The sequence below is a fragment of the Candidatus Hodarchaeum mangrovi genome, assembly GCF_975850365.1.
Map to the genome: position 1 here is coordinate 22,903 of NZ_CDLCQJ010000015.1, position 16,513 is coordinate 39,415.

The window sequence follows — 16,513 nt, forward strand, 5'->3', positions numbered from 1 at the left end:
ATAAAGAAAACTTTTGAACTTGTATTTAAATCGTACTATAGAAGTTTATTAATGTAAAGGAAGATTTTAAATGGCTGGAAGTCACGGTTCTCTTACCAAAGCGGGTAAAGTTCGAAATCAAACCCCTAAAGTCGAAGCTAGAACCCGTAAAGGGCTTATCCCAAGTCAACGGAATAAGAAAAATTATATCAAACGAATTGAAAGGGAAATACCTGTTGGGCAACCCGAATTTCGAAGAGATTCAGGTATGTAATTATTTTTTCCTTTTTTCATAAATCCCTTTTAACCCTTAATCCACAACGTTCGCAATAGCGGGACTCCATAACTAATCCATATCCACATTGAGAACAATATCGAATAGATGATTGTTTTTTCTTTTTTTCCTGGGTATCAAATTCAGCCCATGCAGATTTATATGGATTAACTCCTTTTTTATCTGCGAATTCAAACCAGAATGATTTTTTACTAGATTTTTTACCTTCAGAAGGAGTTTTTGATCTCGCTAACTTTTGCACCTCACGGTTAATCTTTCGTGTATAATTTGAGTAACCTAACTTAAAAAAGATTATCATGGAAGAACTTGTATTTATTCATGAATATTATTAAATTTCATCCTCAAATAATCCAGGAATAATAAGAATGATTTTCATCACTATGAAAGATAATTTTTGAACTTAATCCTTGATGCTAAAGAATTGATATAAACAATTTATGTTAAAATTTAGATAGCGGCTGGAGGATTTGAACCGTCCGATCTCGGGGTCTCTCACGTTTTGATAGGCACGTTATGAGCCCCGCGGGATAACCTAGCTACCCTAAGCCGCTTTTTGATTAAAAATTGCATATTCAGCCAAGATAATCGCTAAGAGTCTAGTTGAACATAACACTTGTTTTCTTTTTTAAGGATTGATATAATGTAAATTTCAATCAAAGAAGAATGCTTTATATTCTGCATCCTGCTGTAACAATTCAGTGACTTGAAGTCCCAAAGGAGTTAATTGCCATCCTTTCTCACCTCTTTCGACTAATCCCATCTCTAAAAGGGATCTACTATATTTTCCTGTTCTAATATGACTTCTTACGGTGTCCAATCCAACACCAATAATTTTACTTAATCTCTTATAACCCACTGAATCACGGTATAGTTCAATTAATATTCGTTTCTTTGTTCGTCCTAATCGATCTTTTATCTGTTGTGGATCTTGTGATATTTCATCATCAAAATCCTCTGACTGATCTAAATCATTTTCATTTAAGTTTGAGGGTTTTTTCTCATTCATCTTCCAATCCCTAGATTGAATTCCTCTTACTTAAAGCTAACGTCTTATTAACTCGACACGTTTAGATCTGGGACGACTCCGTGACCATTTTTTCCCACATTCTCCACAAGTTAACCGAAGATCTACTTTCTTAGTTGTTTTTGTTGTCATATTTCTTGAGGCTATAGGTCTTCTAGAATAACGTCCATGATTACCTATTCTTGATGTCCATCGTTCTGCTCTTCGACTACCCTGATTCATTCCTCCTCCACGTTGTTTTGCTTTTTCTATTTTAACATTATGAGGGGTATGTTTGTTACAGTTTCGGCAAAAAGTACGCATTTTGGCTGGTATTTTCATTTAAGAAATACTCCTTAGGAAATATAGTAATTCTATCTTTACTTTTCCGATAGACGTCAATATGTTCAATTTTTACTTTATGTTAAAAGTTAAGTGATTACTTCATTAGGAAATTTCTTATTTATCTAATACGAATAGTATAACTGTCGATTGGAAAATAAGAATCTTCCATGTTACAGATAAAATTGTTCAGAAAAATCCTTCCATGTGATGATATTTGCCTATTAATCCGAAATACAAACGTTTAATCGAAATCGGTTCCCTCTTAGTTATAGCAGCAGCAATGGCCCTTGGAATCTCTATAGGTTTGAATATTTATCTTGCTGGATCTAGTAACCCACAAGTTGCAGTTACTACAGGGAGTATGTTGCCAGTTTATAATGGCTTTCAGAATGATGATTATAGCCCAATTATTCCATTTCGTGGTGATATTTTATTAATTAGAAAAGTTGATCCTGAAAATATTAATGTAGGAGATGTTATCGTCTTTCATCGATCTAATAATACAAATGATATCCCTGTTGTTCATAGAATTATTGATAAATGGGAAGTGAACGGAGAATATGTTTATAAAACGAATGGAGACAATAATATCAGATCCGATAGCTGGATTGTTTATGAATCTAATATAAAGGGTGTTGTGGTTTTCAGAATCCCTCACATTGGTTGGTTTTTAATTCTAATACAGTCAACTGCGGGTCGAATAATAATTCTTGCACTTGCTATTATTATACTTTTTACAGGAGACGACACAAGTAATGAAACCTCTCAAAAAATCAATAAAAACAGAAGTAAAAATGATTTATCTAGTATCTCCAAGATTAATCTACGAGTTTTGTTTCAGCGTAAATATATTTACATCGTTACTGTTATAATAATTCTTTTTTCCTTTTTGAGCTCAAATTTTATATCTGCAATTATTTCAAAACCCTCAGTTAGTCTTTACAGTACTAGTGATACCTCAAGATTAAATAATCTTTTACATTCCACTCAAGAAAGTCCTATTACTTTATCTACTAATGATTATTGGACGCAATGGGATAATACTACTGTATATTTTTTTCCAATACAAATTAAAGTAACTTCTCATGGATTTTTGAATAATATACACTATTTTCACATAAAAATCCAGGATATACCTGGTTATTATCAATGGACAATTGTTTATGATTTTATTGGGACCAAAGTATTAGAGGGAGGAATTGTTGGATATTTTAACACTACAGGATCTCAACAAGTGTCAGTTATTCTAACAATAAAATCACGAGGGATTTTGGCTTCTTCCATACAATTTTTCTCATTTCCTTTAATCCTGTCAATTTAGTGATTAATAAATGGTAAATATTTGTTATTTAGTTGGAACAGCTGGATCAGGAAAAACTACTCTTACTTCATCATTGATGAGGTTCTTGATTACAAAAGGTGCAACTGTTACTTCAGTAAATCTTGACCCTGCAGTTCAGCATATACCTTATCAAGCAGATATTGACATTCGAGAATATATTGATTATGAGCGTCTTGTAGATGAATATCAATTAGGCCCAAATGGAGCAATGATTGCAGCTGCTGATCTGGTTGTAGATTATATTACTGAAATAAAAGAGGACATTATCGATTTAGGAGAAAGCTCTGATCTCGTTCTTGTAGATACACCAGGTCAAATGGAGCTTTTTGCATATCGTCTTTCAGGTGTAAAATTAACACAAAGTTTTCCCACAGATTCCACGCTTCTAGCCTTTCTTTTTGATTCTGCACTTGTCTCAAATATCTCAGGATTTCTTTCTATTAATCTTTTGGCAACTTCTGTTCAATTAAGACTGAATATCCCAATTATTCATATTATGACAAAATGTGACTTATTAAAAGAATCAGAAATTGAAAGAATTTTAAACTGGCGAGAAGATCCTTTTGAGGATATAGAAGAGCTCTATGGATTGACACGTGAATTTGCACTTCGAACAGGTCAAATGATTGAAGATATGGGGGAAATCCCTCTTCTTCCAGTAAGCGCATTGACTGGTGATGGTCTTGAATTACTTGCTGCTCAATTGAGTCGAAATTTTGTTTCAGGAGAAGATTGGTTAACCTAAGTTATGGTCAGCCACCAATAATCATCCAAATTAATGAGCAAAGCACAATAAATAATATAACATATGTAAAAGTACCAGAAAATAATAACCTTTTAAGATCAATATCTTCCTGTGATATCTTGAGATAAAACCTAACGAATCCTAAGCACGCAGCAAGTCCCGAGATTAAGAATACAATCCATAAGTCTGGCGGAATACTAAATATTACGAATCCTAATCCTGTGAGAGACCCAGATGCAATCCCGAATACTACTTTAGAATAATATAATTTAGTATTTGGAGTAAGGATCTTTTCAATTCGGTTGCTTAATTGAGAGGATTCTTCAATTTCAGTATCAACCTGATCTCTTTTTATTCGTCGTATTTTCCTCTGGCTAATATCTCTTCTTTCCTTGCTCATCTTTTATTCACAACGATTTTTAGTACGGTATTCAAAAATTCTTCCCATTAATCAAATTTTTAAGTTTTAATAATAACCCTTTTGCGGAATTCATTAAGGCGATAATATAAAAATTATTTATCTGCAATATAAAATATCAATCAGATATAAAGAGAAATTAATTAGAGACGCTTTAGAATAAAAAATTGAGCTGATTTAATGAGTTATTCTGGAGAGTATTTAGTAAAGCTTGCAAGAATAGCAATAGAGACCATTTTAAAAAGTAACAAAGAAACCGTCATTCCAGTTCCAACTGACGCTCCTGAAGATCTCTTTGATCAATCAGGTGTATTTGTTACTCTTCATAAAATTAAAAATTCCATGCAACATGATCTTCGTGGTTGCATTGGAAGGATAGAGAGCCCAAACAGCACTCTTATTCAATCCACTATTAAAAGCGCAATTGATGCAGCTATTAACGATCCTCGATTTCCTGTTGTAACTATGGATGAAATGGGTCAAATAACTATTGAGGTAACAATTCTTACAGTCCCCGAACTAATCAAAGTTACCAATTCAGATGAATACAAAAATCACATTATAATTGGTAAGCATGGTTTAATTGCCCAGAGGTCATTATACCAACGCGGTTTATTATTACCACAAGTACCTGTAGAACAAAAATGGGATCTTCTACAATATTTAAATCATGTTTGTTTAAAAGCGGGACTTCCATCTCATTCTTGGAGGGACATGAAGACCAAAATATATCGGTTTCAAGGATTTATATTTGGTGAAATGTCTCCTAATGGTCCTATTATCATGAAATAATTGGAGTTTAACCATTATTGCTCTAGATAGGAATTGATGTTTATTTCGTACGGTTTATCGTTCGATTTTATTATCTCGATCTTATTCTTGTAGGTACAACAAGGTAAAGCATCAATTTCTTGAAATAGAGATTTATCTCCAAAATAATGCATTTGAATTGGTCGAATCACGGAAACCTCAAGATTTTTCTCTAAAAAAGTTAGTGCCTTAAGATTCATTATTTCATTCTTACAATTAAAGCATGTTGGAGATATAATTGTCATAAGGTTTTCTCTGTGCGCAATTTTTTCAGCATATTTTTCGCAAAAAAATTGACATAGTAAGCAAAGTTCAAATTCTGATTGATTTTCACTTAAGAACTTGGAAATATCTATAAGATATGGATTAGGAAAATATTCTTTCATAATTAAATGCATATAATCTATATAATTCTCTTTATCAGTTTTGAAGAATAATGGAATGACTTCAACTCCTCGTTTCTTCATCAACCAAGCAGCAAAAAGTGAACTCGTGTTTGGTCTAATAATTGCCAAAGATTTACCTTGAGATTTGGTAGGAATTCCATCAATTCCTATAATTCGCTTTGTATAATATAATACAAAATCACCACGAATATCCAAATAAATTTTATAATCAGGATTAGCTAGATCTACTTTAAGGTTAGGGATGTTCGTTTTAATCAATGCTCCTAATTTAGAAGCAATTTCGAGTGAATTATATGGATGGTTACCTTCCCTATTTACACGTACTGCAAAACTCCCTTCTGCATCAATAATCTCTTTAGAAAATGTTAACCCAAAGTTTAGGAGGTCCTTTTCATTTGAAGATCCTACAAAAGCGATACTTAAAGAAGAAATTCCGCTGATAGTTTTACTGATCGACTCCGCATATTCATTGATGTAGGAATCATCATCTAATTCCAATATCAATCGATCTCGATATTCAAAAATCTTAAATCCTTGATTGATACTACTATATTCTTTCAGGGTCTTTTTAAGGTTTGAAATCATTCGTTTGCGCGTTCGACGACTTTTTATCCCTAATTCTCCCCCTGGACGTATTAAAATTACTTGTTTACTCACTAGAGAAGCTAGACCATTCATAGCAAGTGTCATTCCTGAATTCTTTTCTTGATTTATAATTAAATAATTATTAGTTAATATTGGATTTAAGCGATTTTGACATCTAGTATCTTATATTCATTATTTTACTTGGTTAGCTTGTAGGGATAAATAATATTTATTTCACAAATTTAGAACAAATCTTAGTAGCTTTTGAATGTCTTGAGAAGCTTTGTGAATAGTAATCATTCAAGTCTTACTTACAAGTATTCAATATCAACCGATTTACTGTTTAAATTGAAAGTAATTGTCCGATTCACTACTGAAACTACTAATCAGGTAAATTTAAGGATGGAAGCTATAAATTTTTAACAATAAGAGATGAAAATAACGAGCGTGTCAGAGTAACTATAATAATTCATTGAAGAACTCATCCTTGTCAGGTTTCATCATAACGCCCGTTATACTATTACTACTAAAAAATTCATTATATCTTTTAGGAATCTTCTTCTTCCTCTAATTCCTTTGATGTTTGAATTATTTTTGCAACATCAAACCGCTGTTCAAATTTTCTCCAAATTGCATCATGTAATTCTTCATTAATGTTCTTTAAAACCTTCTCAACAACTTTTTTAGCTTTTTCACGATCAATAGGAAGTTCAGTGAACCCCCACATTGATGCTGGTGCTGCATCAGGATTTTTTTCAATTAGGTAAACAATTCCTTCTTGCTGTTGGAATGAAATGTATTTTGGTTGAACAAGAGGACAATCAGTTAATGTATGAACACCAGTAACTGTAAATAAATGATTGCATCTAATTTTGTTTCCACTGGAGGAGGATTTAAATGCACAATGACCTTTATCTAAATAATTCCAAGAAGTGGTTAGATTTGAATCTTTCATGGTTTTCATCTCTTTTTTCCTATATTCAAGACTAATAAGCCGCTGGGGGGACTTGAACCCCCGACCAACAGATCTCAAGGATATAAGAGAATATTAATATCTTACAAGTCTGTCGCTCTACCAACTAAGCCACAGCGGCAATAAATCTTATATATCTCAACTGAAAACTTTTATAAATTTATTTCGACCTCTGAATATGTACAAAGAACCTTTTACATGATTTTAATTTGTCCTTTAGACTCAAAATAATAGAACATTGGTCTATTAGACAAAAAAGCATGTTTTGCTTCTAATATTCCCGATTTTAGATGAATTTAAATTTGTTTCATTCAATTTGATTAATTATTTATCATCCTTGTAGATGGGAATTATTCGATTTTGATTCAATTTCATTATCTATTACTCAACGAAGCTCTAATATGCGTTTATTTCGGATATAAAGGGTTTTAATCTGTTTATTTCTAGCCATCTTCTTCAAACGATTATCATTAGTGGCAATAATCCCATTTTCTTTTTCAGAATTGAATAATAAAATGAAATCAACGTTTCGATGCTTGAAAGGAGATGAACGTATTATACAATACTTTTCTACAAAATCCAAGGCTAATTTTGCTTCAATTTTTGTTTTTGGATTCCCAGTTTCGTAAAGCTTCTGAATTTCTTGAAAAATTGGCTCTAATACTATTAATTGTCTTGATCTAGGAATAACTCTATCTAATTCAGATGATATATTAAAATTTGTAAACTGTCCTAATGCCATTAAGAAATTAGTATCAAGAAATATAGGAAGGAAATTTTCTCCATTTGAGGAATTTATTAATTCATCCGTAATTCCTTGCCTCCATTAATTAATCCCCAACCGATTAATCGCCATCGTCTATCTATCATTCGACTTATGGCAATTCTTGTGCCTAAATCCGAGCAAACTGGTATACGCAGTTCGATATGTACACCTTTTTTAGATGACTTTATGACTTTCCCAACCGTTTTTGCCGTTCCTACACTTAACATTAAATTTTCATTAGGTTCTATGTTTTGAACTATGGACTGTGTCTCGCTTCCTACTACACGCTCCATTAATGTTGCATTAAATTCGAGTGTATCCCATATTGGAGGAAGCTGATCTGGATATCCTACCACTTGTCCAACCAAGGTATCACTCTTAGTTAGAGCTGGATCTAAAAGTGTTCCAAGTCCAATTAATCCTCCAGGTAGTGCTGTTTCTAATTCTCCAAATCCACTCCTTAAGCTGGTAATTTTCGTTTTAATTAATTGCCATTTGTTTCCCCTTCGATACCCAGGACGAATCTCAACCTCATCATTAACAGAAAATTTACCTTGGATTATACTTCCTCCGACAACACCACCTTTCAATCCACTTGGAGCTTGACCAGGTTTATTTATATCAAAAGAGCGTGCTACAAGCATCTGAGGTGCTAATGATCCATCTCGCTTAGGAGTAGGAATTTTCTCTTGGATGTTTTGAATTAGTAGATCAATATTTGATTTATGGATCGCACTAATCGGAATGATTGGACTTTCTTTGGCAGAGGTATTTGAAATAAATGTCTTAAGATCTTTATAATTTATTAGAGCATCTTTTTCAGAAACAAGTTCAATCTTGTTCTGACAGACTATTACATTTTCCATTCCAATGATGTCCATTGCAGCTAGATGTTCTCGGGTTTGAGGCATTGGAACCCTTTCATTTGCAGCAACTACAAGAAGAGCCCCATCCATGATGCTTGCTCCCGATAACATGGTTGCCATTAGAACTTCATGGCCTGGTGCATCAACAAAAGCTACTCTTCGTAATAAAATTGTTTCTTTGCCACATACTGGACAAATCTTTGCTGTTGAATACTTTTGCGGACTTTCACAATTTGGACATTCTCGAAATTCACACTCAGCGTAACCAAGGCGAATTGAAATTCCACGACGAATTTCTTCACTGTGAGTATCGGGGAACTTTCCTGTTAAAGCTTGAGTCAGTGTTGATTTTCCATGATCAACATGTCCTATCATACCTATAGAAACTTCTGCTTGATTAACAACAAGTTTTTCCGAATCTTTTTCAGCTTTATCAGCACTAATGGATTCAGTTGTAGCTGTTTTCTTCTTAGCTGTTGATCGCTTTTTTCTAGCTGGCATAAGAAACCTCAAATATAAGTTAAAGCAACTCTTCAATAGCTTTTGCTTTACTTGTCTTTTCTTCTATTTTTAGGTTGATTTGATAGATATCTTCTGAAATCAGGCTACCACGAACTCGTTTTCGTCTTCTTCTTCCTTTGCGTTTGGGTTTATATCCAACTGCTCTATGGCCTATCAAAATTCGTTTCGGGGATCCACCTTCCACCCCCGAAGCCATTGGAAATCCAGATTGATCGGAACCTCCTGTAATTTTCAGTTTATAGCCGTCAAATCCAATTAAACTTCCATCAATTTCATCACCGATCTTTTTACCAATTAGGTGACGAGTCATACTATCTGCATCAATTTCTTTCTTATAGCTTTGTTTGCTATCGGCTAAATTCAATTGAAAACGAACCATTTTTTCATCACTTGTAGATTGAACAGATTAATAAGCGTAAATAAACCTAGTTATTTATTTCACATTTGTTAATAAGTTCTAAACGTTATAGAGGAATTTAAGTTAACGATTCTTAATAGTTATTATACTTTTGATTAGGGCTTCTCCTTATCTACAAAAATGTTAGATTTGTTCTACTATGTGATTTATGATGGAATCTGTAAGTATAATATTTGTGAAAAATATTACTAGACAGCCCAATATTTATTAACGGTACGTTTCTTTATTTCGATTAATTCAGTCAAAGCATCCATTTCAGTCCCTGAAATCATTTTTTCTGCAATCATTCTTCTCACATCAGGTTCAGGAACATCAACCCAAAGTTCATCCCCTTCTTTTATTTGACGTCCAGCAGTAGGCCCTTTTATACTCATTGCAACTTGATCGCCTACTTTAGCTTCTTGTATATTTATTCCTTTGTCTTGTATCTGTAGTATAAGTCCAATTCTCTTGTTCTCCCTATTTATTAGGTACATTTGTGGTGTAAGTAATCCTGAAGCGATTTCCACTCCTATAATGCAAGGATTAGATTGATGAAACACATATGGAAGAACTTTTATCTTAGCAGGGCGTTTAAGATCTTTCAACGCTTCTTTTTGTAACCGTTCTTGAATAGATAATCTGAAATTATCATATTCTTCTCCTAAACGATAAATAATATCATCTTGAATTACAGGAATATGGATTCGTTTTGCTTCTTCACTTGCATCTTGTAAAAGTTTGATACGAAATCCAAGAATAATTCCATAAGCCTCATTTTTTTCTTTTGATAATGAAGCCTGATAAACATCTTTTTTGCTAATGTCACCTACTGAAGCAAATCTAATTTGGATATTAGAATCTTTTAAAAAATTGACAAGAGCTTCTAGTGATCCTAAGGTATCAGCTTTTACAATAACACCTGCTTTATCGGTTTCTATCAATATGCTAGCTAGTTCATCTTTGATATGCTGAATCGCTTCCTCTTCAGTATTTTCATCTACAACATAAAGAGATGACCCTGCAATTGCTTCATCTATATTAGGTGCGACAATTTTGACACCAATAGCAGCTACTGCTTGATCAACATGAGTAAATCTATTTCTTGGGTCTCGAATTTCATCTAACTCTTTAGGAAGAAGAATGGCTCTAATATAGGTGGAAATGGGGCCATTTGCTCCAGCAATCACAATTTTAGAGTTTTGATGAATTATGCCATCAAAAAGTATTACATCTAAAGTTGTTCCAAGACCTATTTCTTTCTTAACCTCTAAAACAACTCCTTTTCCTTTTGTAAGATGTAATTGAAGTTGTTGTTTTAAATATTGTTCAGTTAGAGTAGAAAGTACTAAAAAAAGTTCAGGAATGCCTTCACCAGTTATTGCTGATGTAGGAATCACTGCTATATGTTTTGCAAATGATTTTATTTTGTCAAATCTCTCAGCTTGGAGTTTAAAATGACTCAATTCCCCCATAATATCATATATCACATTTTGTAATGCTTCTTGGGCCATTGATGATTGTTTAGAGATAGATCGCGAAAGAAGTTCATTAGGATAACTTTTCCAGCCAGATAAGCGGTCAATTTTATTTGCAGCTATTACAAAAGGGACTTTTTGCTTTACGAGGATACGGAGTGACTCTACTGTTTGAGGTTGTATTCCTCTTCTTACATCAATAACTAAAATAGCAAAATTAGCTACACTTGCTCCTCTTTGCCTTAAATTCATAAATGAAGAATGACCAGGAGTATCAATTATCAAAATTCCAGGGATTTGTAATTTCTTTTGACTCTTACTTATAAGGGTACTACATAATGAATATACAGTTTCAATTGGAAAAAAACTAGCTCCTATATGTTGTGTTATTCCTCCTGACTCTCGTGATTGAACAGCTGTTCCTCGAACTTTATCAAGTAAACTAGTTTTTCCTGAATCTACATGACCTAATATGACAGTTATTGGACTCCTCATATGAACATTCTTTACCTCTTCATCTGTCATTAATTTCACCAGCCTATCAAAATATATTATTCTTGATTTTCTTTTAATTTAATACAATTAAAAGTTATTAACAAACTAAGTACCAAAATCCATGAAAAACATGACATTTATAATTTAGAAATGAGTAATCTTTCCAGATTAATCTGTTATAAGTAATTTATCCCTAATTTTATGGAAATTAGATTTTATTGAATTACCTTCCTCTTTATTCAATGAAAGAGAAAAAAAAAATATATCATCCATAAATGATATTTTTAAAGGAAAATTATCAATACTTTAAGGCATAAAAGGAGATTCATTTTTTATTGAGACGTGATAATTCTCATTACTTTGTTTATCCCGAATATTTTGACCAATCTCTCACTCGTAAAGAAGGAAGACGTCTTCCGCTTTCATTGGCAATCGAAAATCCTACTCTTATTGAAATAAAACTCGCTGCAGAAAAGATGGATTATAAATATGAATTAAAAAAAGATTCAGCTTATCCAAGACAATGGTGGAATCCTAAGGGCTTAATTTTGATCGAAAATAAGGAACCAAAACAACAACTCCTTATTAACATAGGAAAGACAGTTAAAAATATCATCCGACCTGCTTTAGAGAAACAGAAAAAGGAAATTATAAAAGAAGCGAAAAAACCAAAAATTAGACCTCATGTAATAACAAAACCCAAATCAGGTCACGAATCTACGGAATTTAGGCCAAAACGACGCCGGTAATCCTATTAATTATACTCAAATAGAGTGAGACAGAACGTGAGAAAAAAAAGGGATATTTTCACAAAGAAAGCGAAAAAAGAGGGATATCGAAGTCGTGCAGTCTATAAACTCCAGGCATTGGATACAAAATTTAAAATATTTTCTAAGAATCAGATAATTATCGATTTATGTGGAGCTCCTGGAGGATTTTCTCAAGTTGCTCGTGATAGAACCAATGGTTGCGCATCTATTTTTCTTGTTGATCTAGCTCGTGTAAAACCTTTTCCTGGAATTACGGGAATTATAAAAGGTGACATTACTAAATTCTCCACAATTCAAGAATTACAATCTCAAGTATCTAATTTTAATCCAGAAATAAAGGAGATTGTTGTCCTAGCTGATTGTTCACCCGATGTTTCAGGGAGCTGGGAAATTGATCATGCACGTCAAATTTGGTTAACAGAGGTAGCTTTAGGTATATCGAATTATTTCTGTGCAAAGAAATTTGTTACAAAAATTTTCCAAGGAGAATTGTCAAAGAGTCTTTTAGACAAAATTAAATTATTTTTTGAAAATGTTTCAATCTATAAACCACCAACTTCCCGTAAACAAAGTGCAGAAACATACATTGTAGCTGTACGAGGTAAGAAAATACTTAAGGAACTATACCAGATTGAATTTCTTGTCAAAGAATAAACTCTTAAATTGGGAAATCAAATGGAACTTATTCACATTGAAGAGGGGAGAAGAGAATATTTAGTTCCAGTCTCATCGATAAAAGGTAATGCTCCAAACAAGTCAGATGAAGTATTTTTTAATTCTTATCAGGAAATAAATCGCGATATATCTATTTTAATGCTTCGTGCATACCAAATTATTCACGCTGTTGATTCTATAAAAATTTGTGAACCGTTATGTGGAATAGGAGTTCGTAGTTGTCGATACAATCAAGAAATCCTAAACTCAAATCTATTTAGTAATGATTTAAATCCCAAAGCACTGGCTATATTTCAGCAAAATATCTCCCTATTACCTCAAAAATCCCGAAAATCAATTCAGTTATTTAATATGGAGGCAAATCAATTCCTTCAGCACTTAAATCAAGAAAGAGAGATTTTTGATTATATAGACATTGACCCATATGGAAGTCCTATTCCTTTTGTTCAAAATGCTATTAAAATATTAAATTTCAAGGGTTTAATTGCTTTAACTGCAACTGATCTAGCTAATTTAGCTGGAGTTTATCCTAAAGCACTATATGCAAAATATGGATTAAGTCATTTTGACATCCGAATAGGAAATATTCACGAAATTGCTGCCAGAGCTCTCATTGCAGGAATTCAACGTATAGCATTAATTCACAATCAAACATTAATACCAATCTTAACCTTCTACCATAGACATTTTATTCGTGTCTTTTTTGTTCGATATAGAGGAGTTAAAAAGATTATATCGGAAACTGGATTTATTATACAATGCAAAAAATGTCACACAATCTATTCTTCAACCATCGGAAAAATCAATACCTGTTCAAGTTGTAACTCCACAGATAGTTATAGTATAGGCCCAATTTATCTTGGATTACTCCACGATGCAAATTATATTACTAAAATTTTAAATGATCCACATCTATCAAACTTAGGAACTAATTATCTCTTAAAAAAACTGATTAAACGAATTGAAGAAGAAATTCAAATTCCAGTTCCTTGGTCATTCCATATACCTAATATTGCGGATCAAATTAATTCACGATTGCCACCTATTACTCAAATAATGAATTTATTAAAAAATAAAGGTTTTAGATGTAGTAGAACTCATTTTTCTGGATCTTCAATTAAAACTACAGCACCTTTATCGGAGATTATCACTATATTAAAGGACTATAATTACAAATAAATACTAAAAATATTTTAAAGTAAAATTTAATATAGGGATGGCGGGATTTGAACCCACGATCGCCTGATCCCAAATCAGGAATCATTTAGTCCTTGAACTTTACAAAAATTCAAGTAAAACCAAGCTAGACTACATCCCTTATGTTTGATGGTGTTATTATTTACAAAAAAATGTTTCTATTTTGTTAAATAACCTTTTTTAATGAATACATTTCTCTGTAAACTTCAAGTTAAGTTTTTTGTAGTTCCATCAACAATTCATTAGTGAGAACCTTTGGATCGGGTATATTTATTCGATTCACAAATAATTCTTGTTGATTCATAGTTTCCCCTAGATATTCTTGAGTTTGGATTTGAACCCGTCCTTGAATTAAAACTGTTTTTCCTTCTACTTCTTTCTGGACAGCTTCAAAGATTTGATCTTCCGATGATCCTTTTTCTAATAATACTTTAAGACTTTTATTTGACATTCCTGTAATTATCTCAGCAGATATTCCAAAAAATGTGACCCGAATTGTCCCAGTACCATCGTCAAGTATTCCTGTTAGCCTCATACGTAATTGTGTTTCAGTCTTTCCATGTTGAGGGCAGTACCAACCATCGGATTTGTTTTCAGCTTTCTTCCAACATTCCCCACATGAGTAATAATACGGAGTAGTTTGAAAAACACGTACCATTTTCCCTATAACTTCTATTAAAGTTCCATCCTCTGATTCAGATAGTTCTGATAATTGCTTTTTAATATAATTAAATTCTCCTATAACCGATTTTTTAATTTCAGAGTCTTTATCTCCTTGATTACCGAGTTCTATGTTACGAAGTGAAACAGGTATTCTTGAAGAAGATCGAATATGACTGAGGGGTGTTAAATGCAATTCAATTCCCTCATTTTGTTCTCTTACTCTTCCAAAGAAAATTTTAACATATTTCAAATCTTTTTCTCTAATATTTTCTAATTTTTCTACATTTTCATCCCACGCAACAATACGAAGCTCATCACTAGTATCTTGAATCGTCATTGATGCTACTTTACCTGTGGATCCATCAGTACGATTGAATTCCCTTATCTCACTTATTTCTAAAACAACTCCTTGAACAGCTACTAGATTAAATTGGGATGTTAAATCTTGAATATCTATAAGAGGAGGTTCATCACCTATTGTGGAAGTATCTAATTGATTAAATTCAGTAAAATTAGTTGTATGGACTTCTAGGTTCTGATATCGGGAAATAATGACCTTTAAACCTTTAATTTCAATTGGACCATCATCAAGCGAATCAAAAGATACAATCTTATCTCCCCAAATCACTAAAGGGATTATTCCTGTTTCATCAAATATTAAAGCTCTTTTTAATGTGCCTTGGGTTCCATCTGCTCGTTTAAATTCCTTTTCTTCTTCAACTGGCCCTTTTCGAGAAACTAATGTAACTAATTCATCTCTATCACTTAATTCTTTTATTTTTTTTATCACAGGAGTTTGATAACTAAGATCTTCTTGTATTATTCTTTTCTCTTCAATTTCAGGTAAAACTTCATGTCCTTCTTTAGTTATAGATGTTGTTCTAGTAGCATGAAGCTCAGGATTACCATCTCTATTGATACTTACTCTTGCTCCTTGAATAAGTACCTTATCTCCCCTTAAAAAATCAAATGGTGTTTCTGATCGACTATCCCAGAAAGCCATTCTTATGAGCTTTGCTTTTCCTTTCAAAGTTACATTTGTCACTGATCCTTGAGTATTATCTTTTCTATTAAAAACTCTTCGTGTTCCAATTTTAACAACTATTCCTCGTGTATCTAGTTCCTCCATTTCATTATCTAATTTATCTAGTTCTACAATTTCATCCTCTGGGTCTGGAAATTTTGAGTTGTCAATTTCTGTATCAATTTCGAGTAATCCACGATCCCCTAAATGCACCTCTAACTGTCCATTCCTTCCCATTCTTGTATAAGCTTGTTTAATAGTAATAATAGTTCCACGTTCCACTCTTTTATCTGTAATGTAACGAGACATATTCCCCCACAACAGAACTTTAATTCTATCAGTCCCATCATGTAACATGATTGGTGTAAATATTCCTTTATTTCCCTCACGTTGAAATTCAAATGGATTATAAACCCGAAATACTACCCCTGTTATATTAATTCCAGTTAGACCTGCATCCATACTCTTTAATTTTTTTATTGTTAAGGATGGGGCTTTTTTTAGTTCAGGTTTTTTTAAGGGTACACCCAAATCTTTAGCTAAGATATGAATTGCTGCTATATCATTTACAAAGAGTAATTCCTTCTTTTTCTCCTCAATCATTTTTATAATATCTGCACGAGACAAATTTGTTTGCTGAATTACCCTTTGAATTAAGTCCTCAACATTACTCATTTTCAACACCATGTGATCTAAACATAATCGATATTTTGCTTTTTCAAAGTTTCTGGATTATAATTCATTTTAAGAAATTATTA

Annotated in this window: 18 protein-coding genes and 3 tRNA genes; 7 read left to right on the forward strand and 14 right to left on the reverse strand. The window is 32.6% G+C overall.

Features of this window, described 5'->3' with window-relative positions:
• The first annotated feature begins 70 nt into the window (after positions 1-70).
• Entirely contained in the window at positions 71-253 is a 183-nt protein-coding gene (locus ACWVCY_RS01920) for a 30S ribosomal protein S30e (RefSeq protein WP_455139941.1), read from the forward strand.
• Between the two features lie 16 nt (positions 254-269).
• Here the strand turns inward: ACWVCY_RS01920 and ACWVCY_RS01925 are convergent, their stop codons facing one another.
• The 4 genes from ACWVCY_RS01925 to rpl44e all read right to left on the reverse strand — a co-directional run bounded on the left by ACWVCY_RS01925 (position 270) and on the right by rpl44e (position 1,619).
• On the reverse strand, positions 270-515 hold the full coding sequence (locus tag ACWVCY_RS01925; RefSeq protein WP_455139943.1) for a hypothetical protein: 246 nt from the start codon (positions 513-515) through the stop codon (positions 270-272).
• Between the two features lie 211 nt (positions 516-726).
• A tRNA-Met gene (locus ACWVCY_RS01930) sits at positions 727-825 on the reverse strand.
• Positions 826-923: 98 nt separating this feature from the next.
• Positions 924-1,280 carry a hypothetical protein gene (locus tag ACWVCY_RS01935; RefSeq protein ID WP_455139945.1) on the reverse strand — a complete coding sequence of 119 codons (357 nt, stop codon included), beginning with the start codon at positions 1,278-1,280 and terminating at the stop codon, positions 924-926.
• A gap of 36 nt (positions 1,281-1,316) precedes the next feature.
• Positions 1,317-1,619 carry a 50S ribosomal protein L44e gene (gene rpl44e, locus ACWVCY_RS01940; protein WP_455139947.1) on the reverse strand — a complete coding sequence of 101 codons (303 nt, stop codon included), beginning with the start codon at positions 1,617-1,619 and terminating at the stop codon, positions 1,317-1,319.
• A gap of 217 nt (positions 1,620-1,836) precedes the next feature.
• On the opposite strand from rpl44e, the gene ACWVCY_RS01945 reads away from it, so the two are divergent.
• Positions 1,837-2,943, forward strand: coding sequence for a signal peptidase I (locus ACWVCY_RS01945; protein ID WP_455139949.1), 1,107 nt, complete (start codon positions 1,837-1,839; stop codon positions 2,941-2,943).
• Between the two features lie 10 nt (positions 2,944-2,953).
• Entirely contained in the window at positions 2,954-3,709 is a 756-nt protein-coding gene (locus tag ACWVCY_RS01950) for a PRK13768 family protein (RefSeq protein ID WP_455139951.1), read from the forward strand.
• Positions 3,710-3,716: 7 nt separating this feature from the next.
• On the opposite strand, the gene ACWVCY_RS01955 is transcribed toward ACWVCY_RS01950, so the two are convergent.
• The gene (locus tag ACWVCY_RS01955; RefSeq protein WP_455139953.1) at positions 3,717-4,109 is read right to left on the reverse strand and encodes a hypothetical protein; all 393 of its coding nucleotides are present in this window, start codon (positions 4,107-4,109) and stop codon (positions 3,717-3,719) included.
• 198 nt (positions 4,110-4,307) lie between these two features.
• Here ACWVCY_RS01955 and ACWVCY_RS01960 point away from each other — a divergent pair, with 198 nt between their 5' ends.
• A complete protein-coding gene (locus ACWVCY_RS01960; RefSeq protein WP_455139955.1) occupies positions 4,308-4,919 on the forward strand; it encodes a TIGR00296 family protein in 612 nt (203 codons plus the stop codon).
• Positions 4,920-4,933: 14 nt separating this feature from the next.
• Here ACWVCY_RS01960 and ACWVCY_RS01965 read toward each other — a convergent pair whose 3' ends face one another.
• The 7 genes from ACWVCY_RS01965 to infB all read right to left on the reverse strand — a co-directional run bounded on the left by ACWVCY_RS01965 (position 4,934) and on the right by infB (position 11,456).
• The gene (locus ACWVCY_RS01965; protein WP_455139957.1) at positions 4,934-6,034 is read right to left on the reverse strand and encodes a THUMP domain-containing protein; all 1,101 of its coding nucleotides are present in this window, start codon (positions 6,032-6,034) and stop codon (positions 4,934-4,936) included.
• A 442-nt stretch (positions 6,035-6,476) separates the two neighbouring features.
• Entirely contained in the window at positions 6,477-6,884 is a 408-nt protein-coding gene (locus ACWVCY_RS01970; RefSeq protein ID WP_455139959.1) for a 60S ribosomal protein L28, read from the reverse strand.
• A 37-nt stretch (positions 6,885-6,921) separates the two neighbouring features.
• Positions 6,922-7,023 (reverse strand) — tRNA-Thr (locus ACWVCY_RS01975).
• Positions 7,024-7,287: 264 nt separating this feature from the next.
• Positions 7,288-7,716, reverse strand: coding sequence for a type II toxin-antitoxin system VapC family toxin (locus ACWVCY_RS01980; RefSeq protein ID WP_455140065.1), 429 nt, complete (start codon positions 7,714-7,716; stop codon positions 7,288-7,290).
• Entirely contained in the window at positions 7,701-9,035 is a 1,335-nt protein-coding gene (locus tag ACWVCY_RS01985) for a translation initiation factor IF-2 subunit gamma (RefSeq protein ID WP_455139961.1), read from the reverse strand. Before ACWVCY_RS01985 ends, ACWVCY_RS01980 begins: the two co-directional genes overlap by 16 nt.
• A 19-nt stretch (positions 9,036-9,054) precedes the next feature.
• The gene (locus tag ACWVCY_RS01990; protein WP_455139963.1) at positions 9,055-9,435 is read right to left on the reverse strand and encodes a 30S ribosomal protein S6e; all 381 of its coding nucleotides are present in this window, start codon (positions 9,433-9,435) and stop codon (positions 9,055-9,057) included.
• Positions 9,436-9,662: 227 nt separating this feature from the next.
• Complete coding sequence (infB, locus tag ACWVCY_RS01995; protein ID WP_455139965.1) at positions 9,663-11,456, reverse strand: translation initiation factor IF-2; 1,794 nt, start codon at positions 11,454-11,456, stop codon at positions 9,663-9,665.
• Positions 11,457-11,761: 305 nt separating this feature from the next.
• Here infB and ACWVCY_RS02000 point away from each other — a divergent pair, with 305 nt between their 5' ends.
• From ACWVCY_RS02000 to ACWVCY_RS02010, 3 genes are read left to right on the forward strand one after another with little or no spacing between them, the layout of a single operon-like run.
• Complete coding sequence (locus ACWVCY_RS02000) at positions 11,762-12,175, forward strand: signal recognition particle subunit SRP19/SEC65 family protein (protein WP_455139967.1); 414 nt, start codon at positions 11,762-11,764, stop codon at positions 12,173-12,175.
• Between the two features lie 36 nt (positions 12,176-12,211).
• Entirely contained in the window at positions 12,212-12,850 is a 639-nt protein-coding gene (locus tag ACWVCY_RS02005; protein WP_455139969.1) for an SAM-dependent methyltransferase, read from the forward strand.
• 21 nt (positions 12,851-12,871) lie between these two features.
• Positions 12,872-14,050, forward strand: coding sequence for a hypothetical protein (locus ACWVCY_RS02010; protein WP_455139971.1), 1,179 nt, complete (start codon positions 12,872-12,874; stop codon positions 14,048-14,050).
• 32 nt (positions 14,051-14,082) lie between these two features.
• Here ACWVCY_RS02010 and ACWVCY_RS02015 read toward each other — a convergent pair.
• Positions 14,083-14,189: transfer RNA gene (locus tag ACWVCY_RS02015), tRNA-Pro, on the reverse strand.
• A 90-nt stretch (positions 14,190-14,279) separates the two neighbouring features.
• Positions 14,280-16,430 (reverse strand): OB-fold nucleic acid binding domain-containing protein, encoded by a 2,151-nt coding sequence (locus ACWVCY_RS02020; RefSeq protein ID WP_455139973.1) that lies wholly within the window; start codon positions 16,428-16,430, stop codon positions 14,280-14,282.
• Between the last annotated feature and the right edge of the window lie 83 nt (positions 16,431-16,513).

Coding starts and splice junctions, on each gene's coding strand:
- infB (WP_455139965.1), bottom strand. CDS start 11,456: ATGACAGATGAAGAGGTAAAGAATGTTCATATGAGGAGTCCAATAACT.
- ACWVCY_RS01935 (WP_455139945.1), bottom strand. CDS start 1,280: ATGAATGAGAAAAAACCCTCAAACTTAAATGAAAATGATTTAGATCAG.
- ACWVCY_RS02010 (WP_455139971.1), top strand. CDS start 12,872: ATGGAACTTATTCACATTGAAGAGGGGAGAAGAGAATATTTAGTTCCA.
- ACWVCY_RS01970 (WP_455139959.1), bottom strand. CDS start 6,884: ATGAAAGATTCAAATCTAACCACTTCTTGGAATTATTTAGATAAAGGT.
- ACWVCY_RS01920 (WP_455139941.1), top strand. CDS start 71: ATGGCTGGAAGTCACGGTTCTCTTACCAAAGCGGGTAAAGTTCGAAAT.
- ACWVCY_RS01950 (WP_455139951.1), top strand. CDS start 2,954: ATGGTAAATATTTGTTATTTAGTTGGAACAGCTGGATCAGGAAAAACT.
- ACWVCY_RS01955 (WP_455139953.1), bottom strand. CDS start 4,109: ATGAGCAAGGAAAGAAGAGATATTAGCCAGAGGAAAATACGACGAATA.
- ACWVCY_RS01965 (WP_455139957.1), bottom strand. CDS start 6,034: ATGACACTTGCTATGAATGGTCTAGCTTCTCTAGTGAGTAAACAAGTA.
- rpl44e (WP_455139947.1), bottom strand. CDS start 1,619: ATGAAAATACCAGCCAAAATGCGTACTTTTTGCCGAAACTGTAACAAA.
- ACWVCY_RS01960 (WP_455139955.1), top strand. CDS start 4,308: ATGAGTTATTCTGGAGAGTATTTAGTAAAGCTTGCAAGAATAGCAATA.
- ACWVCY_RS01990 (WP_455139963.1), bottom strand. CDS start 9,435: ATGGTTCGTTTTCAATTGAATTTAGCCGATAGCAAACAAAGCTATAAG.
- ACWVCY_RS01985 (WP_455139961.1), bottom strand. CDS start 9,035: ATGCCAGCTAGAAAAAAGCGATCAACAGCTAAGAAGAAAACAGCTACA.
- ACWVCY_RS02020 (WP_455139973.1), bottom strand. CDS start 16,430: ATGAGTAATGTTGAGGACTTAATTCAAAGGGTAATTCAGCAAACAAAT.